Here is a 19126-nt window from a genome sequence, read left to right as displayed (position 1 = left end):
GACCCGGTGTGGTGTCCGGGCCGCAGGGGCACGGCCCGGCGGGCGGCGAGGACGTGACGCTGCTGCACGTCGACCTGCGCTGGCTGCTCGACGTGCAGGAACGGGCCTCCCCGGAGGACCTCAGCGTGCGGGACTACTCGGCGCTGCAGGCCGCCGTGGCCCGGCACCGGGTGAACACCGCCCAGCTCGGCCACGACGCGGACCCGGCCTGGTGCGCGGCCACCCTGATGCACACCATCGTGCTGCTGCGCCCGCTCCCGGTGCGCAACAACCTGTACGCCTGCATGACGACGGCCGCGTACATGCACGCGGCCGGGGAGGGCATCGACCCGCCGTACGGCGCGCTGGTCGAGCTGGCCCGGGACGTCGCCGAGGGCCGGGCGGACGTGTACGCGGCGGCCGACCGGATCCGCTCCTGGCGGATCTGAGGCCGGCCGCGACTGCCTACGCCTACGCCTGCTCCTGCTCCTGTGCCTCTGCCTGCGCCTCGGCCCGGGCGGGCCTCAACCTGTCCGCGACCAGCGTTCCCAGCCGGTCCAGCCCGACGACGGCGGCGCCGAGTACCACGAACTCGACCGTCAGCTGGGCGATCTGGCCCCAGACGTAGCCGTAGCCCTTGGTGGTCGGGTCGAAGAAGAAGTACGGGTAGGGCCTCGGGAAGTCGGCGAACAGCGCGTTGCGGCCGAGCACGATCGCCGCGTAGCCGAGCGGGAAGGCCAGCCACAGCGGGAGGTCCTTCCAGGCCGACGCGTTGCGCGGCTTGAGCACCAGCCAGTCGACCAGCACCATCACCGGTGTGACGTAGTGCAGGAAGAAGGAGGACCAGTGCGCCAGCCGGTCCGGCCCGCCGACCAGTCCGGGCAGCGGGCTGGCGCCGTGCTGGAGCAGGATGTGCGAGACCAGTCCGGTGATCAGGATGTACAGCGTGGCGGCCCCGCGCAGCCGGGGTGCGGGCGCGTCCACGGTGTCGCGTTGGAGCATCCAGTACACCGCGCCGATGAAGTAGCCGAGCACGATGACGTTGCTCTGCACGGTGAAGTACACGAGCGACGCGTCCCCGAGGGTCAGTCCGAGACCCGCGGAGAGCACGATGCCCGCGCGCCACCACAGTGCGGGACGGGTCCGGACGGTCATGCGGCCACCAGTTCGTTCCAGGCGATACGGGAGGTATCGGGCAGATGAGCGGAATGTCGCACTCTACTCCGTAGTACCCACCGATGGAACTCGTGAACGAACTCCCGCTGCGGAACCGCCGCGGCTCCGCGTCGGAACCGCTGCGGACCCGTCGCGGAACCCCGGCCCGTCAGCTCGGCAGGACGAACCCCGACTCGTACGCCGCGATCACCGCCTGGGTCCGGTCCCGGGCGCCCAGCTTGGCCAGCACGCTGCCGACGTGGGTCTTCACCGTCTCCTGGCTCACCACCAACTGCCGTGCGATCTCCCCGTTGTTGAGCCCGGTGGCCATCAACCGCAGCACCTGGCCCTCTCGTTCGGTGAGCCGCCCGATCGGCCCCCGGCCCGCGGCGGCCTCCCGTCGGCCGTCCGCGCCGTGCCGCAGCGCGAGTTCGCGCACCGCCGCCGGGAACAGCAGCGAGTCCCCGCGCGCGACCAGCCGCACCGCCTGCACCATCTCCTCCGCCCGCGCCCGCTTCAGCAGGAACCCGGCCGCGCCCGCGCGCAGCGCGTCGTACACATGGTCGTCGTGCTCGAAGGTGGTGACCACCAGGATCCGCGGCGGCTCGGCCATCCCGCCGACCAGCTGCTCGGTGGCCCGGATCCCGTCGATGCCGGGCATCCGGACGTCCATCAGCACCACGTCCGGGCGCAGTTCGCGCACCAGCGGGACGACCTCGGCGCCGTCGGCGGCCTCGCCGACCACGGAGAGGTCCGGTTCGGCGTCGATCACCACCCGCAGGCCCATCCGGACCAGCCGCTCGTCGTCCGCGATCACCACGCGGATGGGCTCGTTCCCCGAGCCGTTGCCGTCGTTCATCCCCCGGTCCCTCCCAGCGGCAGCCACACGGCCAGCCGCCACGTCGTTCCGTCCTCGTCCGGCCCCACGGTGCTTCCGCCGCGCAGGGCCGTCGCCCGTTCCCCGATCCCGCGCAGCCCGCGCCCGCCGCCCGGGCGGCTCGGGCGGGCCGGGCCCAGCGGGTTGGTCAGTTCGATCTCCAGTCGGCCCGTGTCCAGCCCGACCCGCAGTCCCGCCGGGGCCGGCCCGGCGTGCCGCAGCACATTGGTCAGGCCCTCCTGCACGATCCGGTACGCCTCGCGGGAGACCTCGGCGGGCAGCGTGCCCAGGCCGGGCGCCAGCTCGGCGTCCACCGTCACGCCGGTGCGGGCGAGTTGGCGCAGCAGGTCGTCCAGCCCGGCCAGCGTGGGCCCGGCCGGACCGGCGGCGCCGTCCTCCTCCTCGCGCAACAGCCCCAGCACGGTGTCCAGTTCGGCGACGGCCCCGCGCGCGGTCTCCTCGATCGCGCGCAGCGCCTCCTCGGCGAAGTCCGGGTCGGTGCGCAGCACCCGGGCGGCCGCCGAGGCCTGGATGCCGACCGCGCTGAGCGCGTGCCCGACCGAGTCGTGCAGCTCCCGGGCCAGCCGGTTGCGCTGGGCGAGCACGGTGGCCCGCCGTTCGGCGGCGGCCAGCCGCTCCTCCGGGGTCGGGCCCAGCAGCCTCGGTGCCCAGCGGGCCAGCAGTGCGCCGCAGCCGGCGTTGCTGCCGACGATCAGCAGCAGGACGGCCAGGCCCAGCGCGGGGCCGGTGAACACCCAGTCGGGGAAACGATCCGTCCAGTAGCCGGCGAGGTCCTCGGAGCCGAGGAGGCCGAACAACAGCACCACCGAGAAGGGTGCCCCGGCCAGCGTCATCCCGGCGACTACCCCGCCGGCGAACAGGTGCAGCACGAAGAAGAGCGAGGTGCGCCACCGGGCCGCCCAGGACCGGGACGGCCCGGTGGCCAGCTCCTCCGGCCTGGCCACCGCGCACAGTGCCCGGGCGGCCGCGCCCTCCAGTCCCCGTACGGTCGGCACCAGGGCGGTGATCGCGGCCATCGGCAGCGAGGTGAACAACCCCAGGAGTTGCAGCAGGACTTGGCGCGTGTGCCCCTGGTTCGGGTTGAGCGCCCCGAGTGCGACCACCGACAGCAGGTAGTAGGGCATGAGCAGCGCGCCGCCCAGCACCAGATGCACCCAGCGCAGTCGGGCCCGCCGCCCGAACAACGCCTCTCCCGCCCGCCGGATCCGCCCGCCCCCCGTGCTCACCCGGGTGACTCTACGTCAGCGCTGCCGGGCCCGGCTCCCCGTTCGGTCAGGGCCACCGCGCCCGCGGCCAGCGTCAGGACCCCGGCGGTGAACTGCCCGGCCTCCACCAGGGCCAGGAACCCCGGCACGGCCCGCGGCAGGTCCGGCACCGTCGTCGAGGTCCCGAACGCCACCAGCAGGAAGCCGCCCCAGCCGAACAGCGAGCCCGCGCCGGTCCAGGCCACCAGCAGCGGCAGCCGCAGCCGGCGCCGCGGCCCGATCCGGAAGACCAGCACCAGCAGGGCCAGTGCGGTGGCGACCGCCGTCACCGCGGTCGCCGCGTCCATCGTGACCAGTGACCGGTTGTACTCCTCGGCCATCCGCAGCGGCAGCCCCACCCGCCCGCCCGCCGCCCAGTACGCCCGGGCCGCCGCGACCCCCAGTGCGATCAGCGCGGCCACCACGGCGAAGGCCCGCTGCACATTGCGGGTGGGGGAGTCGGGCAGGTCGCCGATCCGGCCGCGCAGCAGGCCCGCCCAGCGTCGGCGGGCGTACAGCGTGAACGCGGTGAACAGGGCGGCGCCCTGCACCCCGAAGCCGCCGTAGACCACGGCGTACACCCACCCCGCCAGGCCGTCGTCGGCCTGCTGCGCCGGTGTCCGGTGCTCCGCGCCGAGCACCAGCGAGCCGAGCAGGTCCAGCGGGACCACCACCATGATCGTCCCGAGCAGCCCGCTCGCCACCCACATCGGGACCGCCACCAGCCCGGCGGGCAGCCGCCGCCCCCACGGCCGGACGAAGGCGAGCGCGAGCAGCAGCGCGATCACGTCCATGCCGAAGGTGAGGAGGTTGAGCGTCCACAGGCCGTCCAGCGCCTTCGCGTCGCGCGCGCCCACGTGGGAGCCGGCCAGCCACAGCAGCTTCAGCGTCAGATAGGGCACCGTGGCGGCCATCGCGATTCCGGCCGCCACCCCCCGCACCACGTCTTCTTTGTGCCTCATGCCCCCTACGCTGCCGCCGCGGCCCGGCTCCCGGCCTCCGCCCCGGGGGCGATCCCGCTCCCTCCTGCGGGGGATCTTCGGGTCCTGCCCGGCCGGGGGCGCGCGGCGGGAGTCGTCGGACCGGCCTCAGGCCATCCGGTGGATCAGCCGGTCCTCGTGGTCCACCCGCCCGTCCGGGTCCGCCACCAGCCCGAGCCGACCGGCCAGTCGGCGGGACGGCAGGTTGTCCGCCCTGATCAGCGCCGTCACCGGAATCCCGGGGAAGCGCGGCAGCGCCTCCGCCATCGCCGCCCGGCACGCCTCGGCCGCGTACCCCTTGCCCCAGGCGGACGGCCGGAACCGGTAGTACAGGTTGAACACCGACTCCCCGTCCAGCGTGTGCAGGAACAGCCCGGCCACCCCGATGATCAGCTCCGGCTCCTCCCGGGTCGACACCATGCAGTACCCCACGCCGTCCCGCGGCCAGTCCGCCACGAACCCGGCGAGCTGCTTCCGCGCCTGCGCGATGTCCCGCTGGGGCCCGTCCGGGTTGTACCGGTTGGTCTCCGGATCCCCGTGGATCGCGAACATCGCCTCGGCGTCCCCCTCCTGCGGCCGGCTCAGCACCAGCCGCTCCGAGACGGCGACGACGGTGCGACCGCCGGTGGTTCGGGTGGCGGGCCGGTCGGTGGCGGGCCGGTCGGTGGGCAGCTCGGCGGGCAGGTCGGTGGCGGTCATGACGGTTCCCCCTGTCGTGCGTAATGGTCCGAATGCACGATAGGCCATTACGCCGACATGTGCCCGTCCGTTGTCGCGCGAGAGCCGGGCCCGTCGCCGCCGAGGTCTTGTTACCGACGGGTCGCTTCCCTATCATCGCGAGTGTTACAGCTTTACTGTCAAACCCCGAAGGGTTCTGCAGCCAGTGCGTGACACGAGCAGTCCGACGGCCGGTGGACGCAGTCCGGGCCCGTTGGCGGGTGTGCGGGTGGTCGAGCTCGCCGGGATCGGTCCGGGGCCGTTCGCGGCCATGCTCCTGGGCGACCTCGGGGCGGACGTGGTGCGGGTGGACCGCCCGGACCCCTCGCCGCTCGGAACGGATCCGGCGTACGACCTCACCAACCGGAACAAGCGGTCGGTGCTGGTCGACCTCAAGTCGCCCGAGGGGCCCGGCCTGGTGCTGGACCTGGTCGAGCGGGCCGATCTGCTGATCGAGGGCTACCGGCCGGGCGTGGCCGAGCGGCTCGGGGTCGGCCCGGAGGCGTGCCTCGCGCGCAATCCGGCCCTGGTGTACGGGCGGATGACCGGGTGGGGCCAGCAGGGTCCGCGGGCCGCCACCGCCGGGCACGACCTCGGGTACGCGGCGGTGGCCGGGGTGCTCGGGCTGGTCGCCGGGCCGGGCGGGGCCGACGCGCCGCCCGGGATCCCGGCCAACCTGCTCGGCGACTACGCGGGCGGCTCGCTCTACCTGGTGGTCGGCCTGCTCGCCGGTCTGCACCACGCCCGCGCCACCGGCGCCGGCCAGGTGGTCGACGCCGCGATCGTGGACGGCGCGGCACACCTCGGCAGCATGCTGTGGGGCCTGCTCGCGGCCGGCCACTGGCAGGACCGCCGGGGCGTCAACCTGCTGGACGGCGGCGCTCCGTTCTACGCGGTCTACCGGGCCGCCGACGGCGGGCACCTCGCGGTGGGCGCCCTGGAGCCCCGGTTCTACGCCGAGTTCGCCCGGCTGCTGGAGCTCGGCCCGGACGCGCCCGGCCAGTACGACCTCGCCCGCTGGCCCGAACTGCGCGCCCTGATCGCCGCCCGGTTCGCGACCCGGAGCCGGGGGGAGTGGGAGGCCGTCTTCGCGGGCTCGGACGCCTGCGTGGAGCCGGTGCTGACGATGCGTCAAGCCGCTGATGAGGAACACCTGTTGGCGCGTGGAACGTACGTCGAGGTGGACGGTGTGACCCAGCCCGCCCCCGCCCCGCGCTTCTCCGCCACCCCCGGGGCGCTGCGCCGCCCGCCGGCCCGGCCGGGCGCGGACACCGCCGAGGTGGCCCGGGACTGGGGCGTTCCGCTGCCCGGCTCCGAGGTCGCCGACGCCGAGGTCACCGACGCCGAGGTCGCCGACGCCGACGCCGACGCCGACGTCGAGGCCGTGGGCTCCGGCACCGGCTCCGGCTCCGGCACCGAATCATCCGACCCCGCGACAGAACAAGGGGAGTAGCGTTGCAGCGCGAGATCTTCACCGAGCAGCACGAGGACTTCCGGGCCACCGTGAAGGCCTTCCTCGCCAAGGAGGTGCTGCCGCACTACGACCGCTGGGAGAAGGCCGGCATCGTCGACCGCTCGGTCTGGCTGGCGGCCGGCCGACAGGGCCTGCTGGGCATCGCCGTGCCGGAGGAGTTCGGCGGCGGTGGCGCCCCCGACTTCCGCTACGCCGCCGTGGTGGCCGAGGAGTTCGCCAGGGCCGGCGCCTCCGGGCTGGCGATCGGGCTGCACAACGACATCATCGGCCCGTACCTCACCTCACTCGCCACCGAGGAGCAGAAGCGGCGCTGGCTGCCGGGCTTCTGCAGTGGCGAACTGATCACCGCGATCGCGATGACCGAGCCCGGGACCGGCTCCGACCTCCAGGGCATCCGCACCCAGGCGGTGGACCGGGGCGACCACTTCCTGCTCAACGGCGCCAAGACCTTCATCTCCAACGGCATCCTGGCCGACCTGGTCATCGTGGTCGCCCGGACCACGCCCGAGGGCGGCTCACACGGGCTGAGCCTGCTCGCCGTCGAGCGCGGCACGCCGGGCTTCGAGCGCGGCCGCAACCTCGACAAGATCGGCCAGAAGGCCCAGGACACCGCGGAGTTGTTCTTCGAGGACGTCCGGGTGCCGAAGGAGAACCTGCTCGGCGAGCTCAACGGCGGCTTCGTCCACCTGATGCAGAACCTCGCCCAGGAGCGGCTCACCATCGCCGCGGCGGCGATCGCCGGCGCCGAGCACCTGGTCGAGATCACCACCGACTACGTCAAGCAGCGCGAGGCCTTCGGCCGTCCGCTGGCCAAGCTCCAGCACGTCCGCTTCGAGATCGCCGAACTGGCCACCGAGTGCGCGATCACCCGGACCTTCGTCGACCGCTGCATCACCGAGCACAACCGCTACGCACTCACCCCGGCCGACGCCTCGATGGCCAAGTGGTGGGCCACCGAACTGCAGAAGCGCACCGCCGACCGCTGCCTCCAACTCCACGGCGGATACGGCTACATGAGCGAATTCCCGGTCGCCCGGGCGTTCACCGACGGCCGGATCCAGACGATCTACGGCGGTACCACCGAGATCATGAAGGAGATCGTCGGCCGCTCCATCCTCGACTGAGCCTCCCCCCGGCGTCCGGCCTCCGCAGGACCCTCAGGAACCCCCCTGCCCCGAAAGGCATCCCCATCGTGACCACCGAAGCGTACGTCTACGACGCGATCCGCACCCCGCGCGGCCGCGGCAAGGCCACCGGCTCGCTGCACGGCACCAAGCCGATCGACCTGGTCGTCGGCCTGATCCACGAGATCCGCCGCCGCTACCCCGAGTTGGACCCGGCCGCGATCGACGACATCGTGCTCGGCGTGGTCAGCCCGATCGGCGACCAGGGCTCCGACATCGCCCGGATCGCCGCCATCGCGGCCGGCCTGCCCGACACGGTGGCCGGCGTCCAGGAGAACCGCTTCTGCGCCTCGGGCCTGGAGGCCGTCAACCTGGCTGCCGCCAAGGTCCGTTCGGGCTGGGAGGACCTGATCCTGGCCGGCGGCGTGGAGTCGATGTCCCGGGTCAAGATGGCCTCCGACGGCGGCGCCTGGTTCGCCGACCCGATGACCTCGTACGAGACGAACTTCGCCCCGCAGGGCATCGGCGCCGACCTCATCGCCACCATCGGGGGCTTCTCCCGCACCGACGTGGACGCCTTCGCCGCCGAGTCCCAGGCGCGCGCCGCCAAGGCCCAGGCGGACGGCCTGTTCGACCGCTCGGTCGTCCCGGTGCGCGACCGCAACGGCCTGGTCGTGCTGGAGCGCGACGAGTTCATCCGCCCCGGCACCACCGTCGAGACCCTGGCCGGCCTCAAGCCGTCCTTCGCCGCGATCGGTGAGGCCGGCGGCTTCGACGCCGTCGCCCTGCAGAAGTACCACTGGGTGGAGGCCATCGACCACGTCCACCACGCGGGCAACTCCTCCGGCATCGTGGACGGCGCCGCCCTCGTCGCGATCGGCAACCGCGAGGTCGGCGAGCGGTACGGGCTGCGCCCGCGCGCCCGGATCGTCTCCGCCGCCGTCTCCGGCTCCGAGCCGACCATCATGCTCACCGGCCCCGCCCCGGCCACCCGCAAGGCGCTCGCCAAGGCCGGGCTCACCGCCGCCGACATCGACCTGGTCGAGATCAACGAGGCCTTCGCGGCGGTCGCCCTGCGCTTCATCGGCGAACTCGGCTTCCGGCACGACCAGGTCAACGTCAACGGCGGTGCGATCGCCCTCGGTCACCCGCTCGGCGCCACCGGCGCGATGCTGCTCGGCACCGTCGTCGACGAGCTGGAGCGGCGCGACCTGCGCTACGGCCTGATCACCCTGTGCGTGGGCGGCGGCATGGGCGTCGCCACCATCGTCGAGCGCGTCTGACCCCCCTTCCTGACTCCCTCCCACTCTCCCCGGTAGACCTGGAGACCCTGAACTCATGAGCGACACCACCACCATCCGCTGGGAGCAGGACCAGGACGGCGTGGTCACCCTCGTCCTCGACGACCCCACCCAGTCCGTCAACACCATGAACGAGGCCTTCACGGCCGACTTCGAGGCCGTGGTCGACCGGCTGGCCGACCTCGGCGACGCGTTGCGCGGCGTGGTGGTCACCTCCGGCAAGAAGACCTTCTTCGCCGGGGGAGACCTGCGCATGCTCTCCGCCGCCCGCCCCGAGGACGCCGAGGCCGTCTTCGAGAAGTCCATGCGGATCAAGCGCTCGCTGCGCAAGCTGGAGACCCTGGGCAAGCCGGTCGTCGCCGCCGTCAACGGCAGTGCGCTCGGCGGCGGCCTGGAGATCGCCCTCGCCTGCCACCACCGGATCGCGCTGGACACCCCCGCCAGCCGGATCGGCCTGCCCGAGGTCACCCTCGGCCTGCTCCCGGGCGGCGGCGGCGTGGTCCGCACGGTGCGGCTGTTCGGCATCACCGACGCCCTGCTGAAGTTCCTGCTGCAGGGCCGCCAGTACCGCCCCGGGCAGGCGCTGGAGCACGGCCTGGTGCACGAACTGGTCGACACGCCCGAGGAGTTGACCGCCCGCGCGAAGGCCTGGATCGAAGCCAACCCGACCGCCGTCCAGCCCTGGGACGTCAAGGGCTACAAGATCCCCGGCGGCACCCCCGCCACCCCCGCCTTCGCCGCCAACCTGCCCGCCTTCCCGGCCAACCTGCGCAAGCAGCTGAACGGCGCGCCCTACCCGGCCCCGCGCAACGTGCTGGCCACCGCGGTGGAGAGCAGCCAGGTCGACGTCGACACCGCGATGGTGATCGAGGCTCGCTACTTCACCGAGCTGGCCTGCGGGCAGACCAGCAAGAACATGATCCAGGCGCTGTTCTTCGACATGCAGGCGGTCAACTCCGGCGCCGGGCGGCCCCAGGGGATCGAGAAGCGGCCGGTCCGCAAGGTCGCGGTGCTCGGCGCCGGGATGATGGGCGCGGGCATCGCCTACGCCTGCGCCAAGGCCGGCATCGACGTCGTGCTCAAGGACGTCAGCGCCGAGGCCGCCGAGCGCGGAAAGGCCTACTCCGAGGGCCTGTTGAACAAGGCCATCGCCCGCGGCCGCTCCACCGAGGCCAAGCGCGACGCCCTGCTCGCCAGGATCACCGCCACCTCCGACACCGCCGACCTGGCGGGCTGCGACGCGGTGATCGAGGCCGTCTTCGAGAACACCGAGCTCAAGCACAAGGTGTTCCAGGAGATCGAGGGCGTGGTCGCCCCCGACGCGCTGCTCTGCTCCAACACTTCCACCCTGCCGATCGGCGTGCTCGCCGAAGGCGTCCAGCGCACCGGCGACTTCATCGGCCTGCACTTCTTCTCGCCGGTCGACAAGATGCGCCTGGTCGAGATCATCCGCGGCCCGCAGACCGGCGACGAGGCGCTCGCCCGCGCCTTCGACCTGGTCCGGCAGATCGACAAGACCCCGATCGTGGTCAACGACTCCCGCGGCTTCTTCACCTCGCGGGTGATCGGCCAGTTCCTCAACGAGGGCGTCGCCATGGTCGGCGAGGGCATCCACCCGGCCTCCGTCGAGCAGGCCGCCGCCCAGGCGGGCTACCCCGCCAAGGTGCTCTCCCTGATGGACGAGCTCACCCTCACCCTGCCCCGCAAGATCCGCGACGAGTACCGGCTCGCGGTCGAGGCCGCCGGCGGCACCTGGACCCCGCACCCGGCGGACGCGGTGGTGGACCGGATGGTCGACGAGTTCGGCCGCCCCGGGCGCAGCGGCGGCGCGGGCTTCTACGAGTACGGCGAGGACGGCAAGCGCGGCCGGCTCTGGCCGGGGCTGCTGGAGCACTTCTCCGTTGCCGGCGACCCCTCCGAGGTCCCGTTCGAGGACCTCAAGGAGCGGATGCTGTTCAGCGAGGCCATCGACTCGGTGCGCTGCCTGGAGGAGGGCGTGCTGACCTCGGTCGCCGACGCCAACGTGGGCTCGATCCTGGGCATCGGCTTCCCGGCCTGGACCGGCGGCGTCTTCCAGTACATCAACGGCTACGAGGGCGGCCCGGCCGGCTTCGCGGCCCGCGCCCGCGAACTCGCCGCCGCGTACGGCGAGCGGTTCGCGCCCCCGGCCCTGCTGGAGCGGATCGCGGCGGAGGGGCGGACCTTCACCGACTGACGTCCGCTGACTGGCCCGGGTGCCGGGTGGGGCCGTGCGCGCGAGGGCGCGACCCCACCCGGCACCTGCTAGTCGCCGGGCTCCTCGCCCGATTCCTCGCTCGCTTCCTCGCCCAGCTCGTCGCCCAGCTCGTCGCCCAATTCCTCGCGCAAGGAGCGTTGGAACGCGGTGACCAGCGCCTGCGCCACCATCGGCTGGATGTGGTCGGTCAGCTCCTTCATCCGGGCCAGCTCCGCCGGATCCGGCTCGCTCTCCCGGTACGGCTTCCACACCGTCTCCCGGAACAACCGCTGCAACTCCCGTGCCGTCGCCCGGCTGTGTTCCACCACCACCGCGCGGGCGGCCAGCAGCGTCTCCAACGGGATCGGCACGTCCAGGATCCGCACGCCCAGCGGCAGCAGGCCCGGATCCGCCCGGAACACCTCGGGGTCGGCCGTGCGCTCCAGCGCGCCCATTGCGACCAGGCGTTCCACCTGCTCCTCCGACAGCCCCCGGCCGGCCCGCCGCTCCAACTGCGCCCGGCCCACCTCCTCGGGCGTCTCCGGCGTCCAGGACGCCACCAGCGCCCGGTGGATCGCCAGGCCCAGCGGGGTGCTGTCCTCCGGCAGCCGGGCCAGGTACCGCTCGATCGCGGCCAGGGTCAGCCCCTGCCGCTGCAACTCCTCGATCAGCCCCAGCCGGTCCAGGTGAGCCGCCCCGTAGAGGCCCACTCGCCGCGGACCCAGCTCCGGCGGCGGCAGCAGCCCCTTCGTACCGTAGAACCGCACCGTCCGCACCGTCACCCCGGCCCGCGCCGCCAACTCGTCCACCGTCAGCCGCACCTCACCCACCCCGGCGCCGTGCTCCCCCATCTACTGCCTCCCGCGCTGGCACACTCCTGCTGTGACAGCAGCAGTGTGACAGTGCGGTGCGATCAGGTCCATCGGATGCGGGCCGGGCGGGGCCGGGAACGGGCGAACCGGCACGCGCCCCGGTGTCCGGGGTCGTGCCGGTTCGGCCGGCCGTGGTCCGATCGTCAGCCGTCAGCCGTCAGCCGTCAGCCGTCAGCCGTCAGCGGGAGGCGGGCTCGGCGAGGGCGGCGTGGTGGCGGCGGGTGACTTCGGGGTGGGCTCGGGTATAGCCCTTCCACTCGTTGAAGCCGAAGTCGGCGAAGAGCGGGTTGGCCGGGTCTTCGGTGGCGCCGGGGGCGTGGTGGGCCAGCGGGAAGTCGAGCGGCTCGATGTGGGCGTCGAGGCGGGGGTTGTAGAAGAACGGGACCGAGTAGCGCTCGCGGGCTCCGGGCGGGCTGACCACGCGGTGGCTGGTCGCCTTGAGGTATCCGTCGGTGGCCACCTCCAGCAGCTCGCCGAGGTTGACCACGAAGGCGCCCTCGAGCGGCGGGACGTCCAGGAAGGTGCCGTCCGGGCGCTCGACCTGGAGACCGCCGACGGTGTCCTGGAGGAGCAGGGTGATGAACCCGTAGTCCTTGTGGGCGCCGACGCCCTGGCCGGAGCCGTCCGGTGCGGTGCCGGGGTAGCGGACCAGCTTGAGCCGCAGGTGGGGGTGGCCCGCGAAGGCCTCGTCGTAGAAGTCGGGGCGGGCGCCGATCGAGGCGAGCAGCTCGTGCAGCAGGCGGCGGGCGACCGCGCCGAGGTGGTCGATCCAGCCGAGCGCGGCGGTGCGCAGCTCGGGCAGCGCGGTCGGCCACTGGTTGGGGCCCTCCAGCCACCAGTACGGGGGCTCGCCGCTGCCGGGGGTGTGCGGGGGCAGCTCGGCGCCGATGTCCAGCTGGTCGCGCCAGTCCTGGCTGCCGCCGGTGCGCTCGTCGCCGGTGCGGGTGTAGCCGCGGTAGTGGGGGGAGTTGAGGTTGCTCACGGAGAGCCGGTCGGCCTCGGGGAGGGAGAAGAAGGCGCGCATGGCTCCGGTGAGCGCGGCCGTCTCCTCCGGGGTGATGCCGTGCCCGATGAGCTGGAAGAAGCCGACGCCGGTGGCGGCGGTGCGGAGCTCGTCGTGCAGCCGGCGGCGGTCCTCGGGGCTGCCGTCGGCGAGCGAGAGGTCGATCACCGGGAGGGCCTCGGGGTGCGCCTCGGGGTGCGCCTCGGAGGTGGAGCCGGTTCCGGATATGGGGGTGTGCTGCTGGGGCATGTGTGACATCCGCTGGTCTCGTCCCGGCTGGTCCCGGTGGTCGACCAGGGGTGGTCGGAGCCGCGCCTGGTGCGGCGGGTGCTCCGGTAGCCGGGAGGTGGTGGCGGCCGTTCGGGGGCTGCCGTGAGGGTGGGTGGCGCGAGGTTCAGCCGGAGCGTCGACAGGACATGCTCGTCACGCGGAGCAGGTCCACGTGGCGGCGGCGAACAAGGATGAGCACCTCACCAGGGTAGAGGACCCGTTCGCCGGCGGGCGAGCCCCCCTACCGCGGAAGGCTGCCCCCCACTTGTCCGAGCCCTGTCAAAGCTGCGCGCCTCCCGGGCTGTCGAGGCGCTCAGTCGTTGTTGAGGTAGGCCAGCACGGCCAGGACCCGGCGGTTGTCGTCGTCGGAGGGCTGGAGGTCGAGCCGGACGAAGATCGACGCGGTGTGCTTGGCGACCGCCCGCTCGGTGATCACCAGTTGCTGGGCGATCGCCGCGTTCGAGCGGCCCTCGGCCATCAGCGCCAGGACCTGCCGTTCGCGCGGGGAGAGGGTGGAGACCGGGCCGGCCGAGGAGTTGTGGGTGAGCAGCCGGGTGATCACCTCCGGGTCCATGGCCGTACCGCCCTGGGCGACCCGCTGGACGGCGTCGAGGAACTGGGAGCCGTCCAGCACGCGGTCCTTGAGCAGGTAGCCGATCCCGCCGGAGCTGCCGGCCAGCAGCTCGCGTGCGTAGAGCTGCTCCACGAACTGCGAGAGCACCAGCACCGGCAGGCCCGGGTGGGCCTGTCGGGCCGCGAGCGCCGCGCGCAGCCCCTCGTCCGTGAAGCTCGGCGGCAGCCGCACGTCGACCACGGCGATGTCGGGCCGGTCCGCGGCGATCGCGGCGAGCAGCTGCTCACCGTCCTCGACCGCTGCGGTGACCTTCATGCCGTTGGCCTCCAGCAGCCGGGTCAGCCCGTCCCGGAGAAGGAAGAGGTCTTCGGCGATGACAACGCGCACGGGATCTCCAGGTTCACGATGGTCGGCCCACCGGACGGACTGCTGATCGCGAGCACCCCGTCGAAGGCGGCCAGTCGGCGTTCGGTTCCGCTGAGGCCGGTGCCCCGGGACGGGTCTGCGCCTCCGCGCCCGTCGTCGGTGACCGATATCCGCAGCAGCCCGTCACTGTGCCCTATCTCGATCCACACGTGCGAGGCCCCGGCGTGTTTCACCACGTTGGCCAGCAGCTCGGTGACCGCGAAGTAGGCGGCCGACTCCACCGGCGCCGGAGCCCGGCCGGGCAGGCCCCCGGTGAAGGTGACCGGCAGCGGCAGGTCCAGTGCGGTCGCCTCCACCGCGTCGGCCAGGCCGCGGTCGGCCAGCACCGGCGGGTGGATGCCCCGGACCAAGTCCCGCAGTTCGCCGAGCGCCTTGACCGAGGACGTTCTGGCCTCGGCCAGTAGCGGCCCGAGGGCGTCCGGGTCGTGCTTCACCTGCTCGGCGACGGTCAGCAGCATGCCCAGTGCCACCAGCCGGGCCTGTGCCCCGTCATGGAGGTCCCGTTCGATTCGGCGCAGCTCGGCCGCCCCGGCGTCGATGGTGTCCGCCCTGGTGCGCGCCAGATGGCTGACCTGGCGGGTGAGTTCGGTCCGCCGGGAGGGTCCGAGCAGGGACCTCGCCGCCCGCTCGTGCACCCGCAGGACGGGCGGCGCCGCCCACAGGAGCGCGAACGGCGCCACCCAGAAGCCCATGCCGTAGACGACCACCAGCGGGAACAGTAGCCCGTTCCGGCCGAAGATCTCCATGGCGATCGGCGTCAGCACCACGATCGCGGCCGTGAACAGCACGGCGAACCCGGTGAGGAACGCCCAGGTGAGGTCCCGCCAGGTCGCCGGGTCGGTCAGCCAGCCGCCCGCCGACAGCCGCTGCCAGGCGCCGACCCCCTCGGCCGGGCGGCGGTACGGCGCCGGGATCGGCCGCCCGGTCCACCGCTCGACGACCCGCCGGCTCTCGGTGGCGATCCAGCGCGCACCGAACAGCCCGAGCACCACCAGTGACGGTGCCAGCCAGAGCGAGACGGACCGGCCGCCGGGCGCGGCGCCGCCGTACAGGTGGGTCGCCGTCACCGCGAGCGCGCCCGGGGCGAACAGCACGGCCCCCACCGCCCGGCCGGAGCCGCCGGTGGCCCAGCAGAGCGCCCAGAGGGCGACCGGCCCCAGCGGCACCGTCAGGATCAGCGGCCCGCCGAGCCCCGAGTGCCCCGACTCCTCGGGGCCGAACAGCGCGGCACCCAGGAGGACCGGCCCCGCCAGCAGCGAGATCAGCCCCGTCACGGCCATTGTCGCCACGTACCACGCGCGCACGCCGTCCGCGCAGGCCCGGCCCATCCTCCGGGGCACCCCGGTGATCACCTCTGCCTTCATGCCGCTCCCCCTCTCGGTCCTGAGCACCCGTCAAGGCGCCCTAAGCCTCGGCCTCGGAGCCCTGCGGGCGTCCGTTCCGATCTGTCGCGGAGTCAGTCTGCCCCGGGTGATCGTCCGACGCTCTAGGCCTGAACACCCAGTTCGGGGTGTATCTGGATACACCCCCTGGACGCCGCCTAGACGGCTGTCAGGGCCCGGCCGCGGATTCGTAGCGTGATGTTCCGTCAGCCGGTCCGGGCTTTCCGGAGCCGGACCCCGAACCGTGGAGGGCCCGTGAACGCGCCGATCATCAGGATCCGCGGCGTCAGCAAGACGTACGACCGATCCGACGCCGCCCGCCCCGCCCTGGCCGGGCTCGACCTCGAGGTGCGGGCCGGCGAGGCGGTGGCCGTGCTCGGCCGCTCGGGCAGTGGCAAGTCCACCCTGCTGAACCTGATCGCCGGCCTCGACCGCCCGAGCGAGGGCGGCGTCGAGGTGGACGGCGTGGCCGTCCACGAGCTCGGCGAGGCCGCGCTGGCCGAGTACCGGCGGGCGCGGATCGGCATGGTGTTCCAGTTCTTCAACCTGCTGGACGACCTGAACGTCGAGGACAACGTGCTGCTCCCGGCCCAGCTCGCCGGGCTGCGCCGGGAGGCGGCCCGGGCCCGGGCCGGGGAGCTGCTGGAGCGGCTCGGGGTGGCCCGGCACGCCAAGGCCTTCCCCGGCCGGCTCTCCGGCGGTGAGCGCCAGCGTGTCGCGGTGGCCCGGGCGCTGATGAACCGTCCGCCGCTGCTGCTGGCCGACGAACCGACCGGGGCGCTGGACACCGCCTCCGCCGCCGACGTCCGAGAGCTGCTCCGCGGGCTCAACGCCGAGGGGCAGACGATCCTGCTGGTCACCCATGACACCGCGCTCGCCGAGGCCTGTGCCGACCGGACGATCGAACTGCTCGACGGCCGCCTGGTCCGGGACACGGCCGACGCGTCGCTGCCCGGTCGCCGGAGCGGGGTGGGCGCATGAGTGCGATGGGCAAGGTGGTCCGGGCGGGGGTGGGCCGCAAGCGGGTGCAGACCCTGGTGATGGTGCTCACCACGATGATGTCCGTGACGGCGTGCATCCTCGCCCTCGGGCTGGTGGTCGCCGCCCAGGGCCCGTACGAACGCGCCTTCACCGACCAGCACGGCGCTCACCTCAACGTGCTGTACGACCGGACGAAGGCGAGCCCCGCCCAACTCGCCGCGGCCGCGCAGGCACCAGGGGTGACGGCCTCGGCGGGCCCGTACCCGGCGGTCACCCTCCAGCCCCGGGTCGGCCAGGACACCAAGATCCCGCCGGCTGGCAGCCTGCTGCCGCCGATGACGCTGGTCGGCCGGGCCCAGGGCGGCCCGATGGACGGCCTGCGGATCACCATGGGCCGTTGGATCGCGGGCCCCGGCGAGGTGGTGTTCCTGAACGGGCACTCCCCGCTGGCGGTGGGCGACACGGCGCAGTTCCCCGACCTGCCCGGGCACCCGACGCTCAAGGTGGTCGGCCTGGCCGACTCGGTCTCCTGGAGCGCGGACGGCTGGGTCGCCCCCGAGCAGGTGGCGGGGCTGACGGCGCCCGGCACCACGCCCGCCGCCCAGTACCTCTACCGCTTCGCCCACGCGGGCAGTGACGCCGAGGTGGACGCCGACCACGCGGCGATCGCCGCCGCGGTGCCGAGCGGTGCGGTCACCAAGGCGACCACCTACCGGCCCGCCCGGGCGGAGGCCAACCGGACGGCGTCGACCTTCGTCCCGTTCGTCACGGCTTTCGGGGTGCTCGGCCTGGCCATGTCGGTGCTGATCATCGGTGTCGTGGTCAGCGGCGCCGTGAGCGCCGCCACCCGGCGGATCGGCATCCTCAAGGCCTTGGGCTTCACCCCGGCCCAGGTGGCGCGCGCCTACGTCGGCCAGGCGTTGATCCCCGCCGGGGTCGGCACCGCGCTCGGCGTGCTCGGAGGCAACCTGCTGTCCGTACCGGTGCTGGGCGTGGCCCACAGAGCTCTGCGCGGCGGTCTGCTCGGCATCCCCGTCTGGGTGGACGTGGTGGTCGCGGTGGCGGCCCTGGGCGCGGTGGCCGGCACCGCGCTGGTGCCGGCGCTGCGGGCGGGACGGCTGCGCACGGTCGAGGCGCTCGCGGTCGGCCGGACGGCACCGGGCGCCAAGCGGGCCACCGCCGAGGGCGCGGCGGGCCGGGCCGGCCTGGCGGGCCTGCTGTCCGCGGCGCAGAACCTGATCGGCCGCCTGCCGGTGCCCCGGGCCCTCAGCCTCGGGCTGGCCTCCCCGTTGAACCGGCCGGGCCGATCGGCCACCACCGCCGCCGCGGTGGTGCTCGGCACGGCCGGAGTCACTCTCTGCGTCGGACTGACGCTCTCACTGGGGTCGATCCAGGACGGCCTGGCGGCCGACCGCGCGGGCAAGGTCCTGGTCCAGGTCCCGATCGACGGCTCCGTACCGGTCGACCACGTGGACGAGGCGGCCGTGGTGAAGGCGATCGAGTCCCGTCCCGGGACCAGGGCCTGGTACAGCAGCGCGCCCGCCACGGCCACCGTGGCCGGGGCCACCGATCGCTACGAACTGGTCGCGTTCGCCGGCGACAGCTCCTGGAGCGGCTTCCAACTGGTCACGGGCCACTGGTTCCACGGCGCCGGCGAGACGGTGGTCAGCGCGGCCTTCCTCCAGGCCAACCAGAAGAAGGTCGGAGACACCGTCACCCTCACCGACCAAGGGCGCACCTCCCCGGCGAAGATCACCGGGGAGGTCATGACCACCCAGGACGTGGTGTTCGTGGACCGCGCCTCGCTGGAGCCGCTCGGGGGAGCGATCCACGCCGAAGCGGTCGCCTTCCACATCGACCTCACCTCGGGCACCGCGGCGTCGTCCTACGCCGACGGACTCGACGCGGTGGTGAAGCCGATGGGTCTGAGCGCCGATCCCGGTGGGGACCGCCTCAACATCGTGGTGCTGGCGATGAACACCCTGGCGGGCACGCTCACCCTGTTGCTCTCGGTGGTCGCGGGGCTCGGGGTGCTCAATACCGTGCTGCTGGACACCCGGGAACGGGTGCACGACCTGGGGGTGTTCAAGGCCCTCGGGATGTCGCCCCGGCAGACCGTCGGCATGGTGCTCACCTCCGTCTGCGGTAGCGGGTTGGTGGCCGGGCTGATCGGGGTCCCGATCGGGATCGGGGTGCACCACCTGGTGATGCCGGCGATGGCCCGCGCCGCCGGGGTCGGGGTGCCGGACGAGGACCTCACGGTGTTCGCCCCGTCGGTGGTGGGGCCGCTGATACTCGGCGGCGTGGCGCTGGCACTGCTCGGTGCCCTCCTGCCGGCCACCTGGGCCGCCCGCACCCGGACGGTCACGGCGCTGCGGACGGAGTGACGGGGAGGGAGAAGGAGTTGCACCCCGGAGTCCCCCCGTGCCCCCGGGACGGGCTCAGCTCCTTCCCACCCCACCGCCCCCGCCGCTCTGCCCCCCCCCGCCGCTCTGCCCTCTGCGGTTCCGCCCCCACGGGTCCGGAGCCTC

Annotated in this window: 16 protein-coding genes; 7 read left to right on the top strand and 9 right to left on the bottom strand. The window is 73.5% G+C overall.

What is annotated here, in order from left to right; translation table 11 throughout:
- Nucleotides 1-11 precede the first annotated feature (11 nt).
- Nucleotides 12-428 carry a toxin Doc gene (locus tag ABTY61_RS29770; RefSeq protein WP_350508201.1) on the top strand — a complete coding sequence of 139 codons (417 nt, stop codon included), beginning with the start codon at nt 12-14 and terminating at the stop codon, nt 426-428.
- A gap of 22 nt (nt 429-450) precedes the next feature.
- Here ABTY61_RS29770 and ABTY61_RS29765 read toward each other — a convergent pair whose 3' ends face one another.
- From ABTY61_RS29765 to ABTY61_RS29745, 5 genes are all read right to left on the bottom strand, one after another.
- Nucleotides 451-1134, bottom strand: coding sequence for a Pr6Pr family membrane protein (locus tag ABTY61_RS29765; protein WP_350508200.1), 684 nt, complete (start codon nt 1132-1134; stop codon nt 451-453).
- A 169-nt stretch (nt 1135-1303) separates the two neighbouring features.
- Nucleotides 1304-1993, bottom strand: coding sequence for a response regulator (locus ABTY61_RS29760; RefSeq protein ID WP_350508199.1), 690 nt, complete (start codon nt 1991-1993; stop codon nt 1304-1306).
- A complete protein-coding gene (locus ABTY61_RS29755) occupies nt 1990-3258 on the bottom strand; it encodes a sensor histidine kinase (protein WP_350508198.1) in 1269 nt (422 codons plus the stop codon). The genes ABTY61_RS29760 and ABTY61_RS29755 overlap by 4 nt, the downstream gene beginning before the upstream one ends.
- Nucleotides 3255-4238, bottom strand: coding sequence for a hypothetical protein (locus ABTY61_RS29750; protein ID WP_350508197.1), 984 nt, complete (start codon nt 4236-4238; stop codon nt 3255-3257). Before ABTY61_RS29750 ends, ABTY61_RS29755 begins: the two co-directional genes overlap by 4 nt.
- 126 nt (nt 4239-4364) lie before the next feature.
- Nucleotides 4365-4955 (bottom strand): GNAT family N-acetyltransferase, encoded by a 591-nt coding sequence (locus ABTY61_RS29745; RefSeq protein WP_350508196.1) that lies wholly within the window; start codon nt 4953-4955, stop codon nt 4365-4367.
- Nucleotides 4956-5139: 184 nt separating this feature from the next.
- Between ABTY61_RS29745 and ABTY61_RS29740 the strand changes: the two genes are divergently transcribed.
- From ABTY61_RS29740 to ABTY61_RS29725, 4 genes are all read left to right on the top strand, one after another.
- Nucleotides 5140-6426, top strand: coding sequence for a CaiB/BaiF CoA transferase family protein (locus ABTY61_RS29740; protein WP_350508195.1), 1287 nt, complete (start codon nt 5140-5142; stop codon nt 6424-6426).
- A 2-nt stretch (nt 6427-6428) separates the two neighbouring features.
- Nucleotides 6429-7571, top strand: coding sequence for an acyl-CoA dehydrogenase family protein (locus ABTY61_RS29735; protein WP_350508194.1), 1143 nt, complete (start codon nt 6429-6431; stop codon nt 7569-7571).
- Nucleotides 7572-7639: 68 nt separating this feature from the next.
- Nucleotides 7640-8854: an acetyl-CoA C-acetyltransferase gene (locus ABTY61_RS29730; RefSeq protein ID WP_350508193.1), complete on the top strand. Its 1215-nt coding sequence runs from the start codon at nt 7640-7642 to the stop codon at nt 8852-8854.
- 55 nt (nt 8855-8909) lie between these two features.
- Nucleotides 8910-11087 carry a 3-hydroxyacyl-CoA dehydrogenase NAD-binding domain-containing protein gene (locus ABTY61_RS29725; RefSeq protein ID WP_350508192.1) on the top strand — a complete coding sequence of 726 codons (2178 nt, stop codon included), beginning with the start codon at nt 8910-8912 and terminating at the stop codon, nt 11085-11087.
- A 68-nt stretch (nt 11088-11155) separates the two neighbouring features.
- Here the strand turns inward: ABTY61_RS29725 and ABTY61_RS29720 are convergent, their stop codons facing one another.
- The 4 genes from ABTY61_RS29720 to ABTY61_RS29705 all read right to left on the bottom strand — a co-directional run bounded on the left by ABTY61_RS29720 (nt 11156) and on the right by ABTY61_RS29705 (nt 15596).
- Entirely contained in the window at nt 11156-11938 is a 783-nt protein-coding gene (locus tag ABTY61_RS29720; protein ID WP_350508191.1) for a MerR family transcriptional regulator, read from the bottom strand.
- 199 nt (nt 11939-12137) lie between these two features.
- Nucleotides 12138-13211, bottom strand: coding sequence for an isopenicillin N synthase family dioxygenase (locus ABTY61_RS29715; RefSeq protein ID WP_350508190.1), 1074 nt, complete (start codon nt 13209-13211; stop codon nt 12138-12140).
- A 334-nt stretch (nt 13212-13545) separates the two neighbouring features.
- Entirely contained in the window at nt 13546-14193 is a 648-nt protein-coding gene (locus ABTY61_RS29710; RefSeq protein WP_350508189.1) for a response regulator, read from the bottom strand.
- Nucleotides 14145-15596: a sensor histidine kinase gene (locus ABTY61_RS29705; protein WP_350508188.1), complete on the bottom strand. Its 1452-nt coding sequence runs from the start codon at nt 15594-15596 to the stop codon at nt 14145-14147. Before ABTY61_RS29705 ends, ABTY61_RS29710 begins: the two co-directional genes overlap by 49 nt.
- A gap of 273 nt (nt 15597-15869) precedes the next feature.
- On the opposite strand from ABTY61_RS29705, the gene ABTY61_RS29700 reads away from it, so the two are divergent.
- Both ABTY61_RS29700 and ABTY61_RS29695 read left to right on the top strand, forming a co-directional pair.
- A complete protein-coding gene (locus ABTY61_RS29700; protein WP_502895453.1) occupies nt 15870-16595 on the top strand; it encodes an ABC transporter ATP-binding protein in 726 nt (241 codons plus the stop codon).
- On the top strand, nt 16592-18982 hold the full coding sequence (locus tag ABTY61_RS29695; RefSeq protein ID WP_350508187.1) for an FtsX-like permease family protein: 2391 nt from the start codon (nt 16592-16594) through the stop codon (nt 18980-18982). Before ABTY61_RS29700 ends, ABTY61_RS29695 begins: the two co-directional genes overlap by 4 nt.
- Nucleotides 18983-19126 lie beyond the last annotated feature (144 nt).

Origin of the sequence: Kitasatospora sp. NPDC096128 (genome assembly GCF_040303105.1) — a bacterium.
GTDB lineage: Bacteria > Actinomycetota > Actinomycetes > Streptomycetales > Streptomycetaceae > Kitasatospora.
This window is presented reverse-complemented; position numbering and strand designations above follow the sequence as displayed.